The sequence below is a fragment of the Paraburkholderia sp. BCC1885 genome (assembly GCF_900996235.1).
In the GTDB taxonomy this organism is placed as follows: Bacteria; Pseudomonadota; Gammaproteobacteria; order Burkholderiales; family Burkholderiaceae; genus Paraburkholderia.
The window spans coordinates 1-446 of record NZ_CAAJGM010000164.1 but is presented as its reverse complement, the minus strand read 5'-3'; the positions used below and the strand labels follow the sequence as shown (position 1 = coordinate 446).

The window sequence follows — 446 nt, the reverse complement described above, 5'->3', positions numbered from 1 at the left end:
CGCTTTGGCGAGACCCAGCACGCCGGCCTTGGCTGCCGAATAGTGCGGACCGCCGAGGATGCCGCCGCCGCGCTGCGCCGAGACCGACGACATGCAACCGATCGAGCCGCTGTGCTGTTTCTTCATCTGCGGCACGACCGCTTGCGAGAGATACAGCACGCCGCGCAGATTGACATCGAGAATGCGGTCCCAGCTGTCGGCGTCGATATCGAGCAGCTCGACGGCCTGGGTGATGCCCGCGTTATTGATCAGGATATCGATCGATCCGAAATCGGCGACCGTGCGCTCCACTGCCGCCTGGCAGGCGCCGCGATCGGTGACGTTGCAGGCATAGCCGCGATGTTGTGGACCGATGGACGCAGCGGCTTCCACCGCGGCTTGTTCGTCCAGATCGAAGATGGCAATCCGCGCGCCTTGCGCCGCGAACATGCGCGCGGTCGCCATGC

Annotated in this window: 1 protein-coding gene; it reads right to left on the bottom strand. The window is 65.2% G+C overall.

Translation table 11 applies throughout. From position 1 onward, the window contains the following. A partial coding sequence (locus tag FQ755_RS15605) for an SDR family NAD(P)-dependent oxidoreductase (protein ID WP_144155726.1) occupies positions 1–444 on the bottom strand: 444 nt, incomplete at its 3' end. Positions 445–446: the final 2 nt, after the last annotated feature.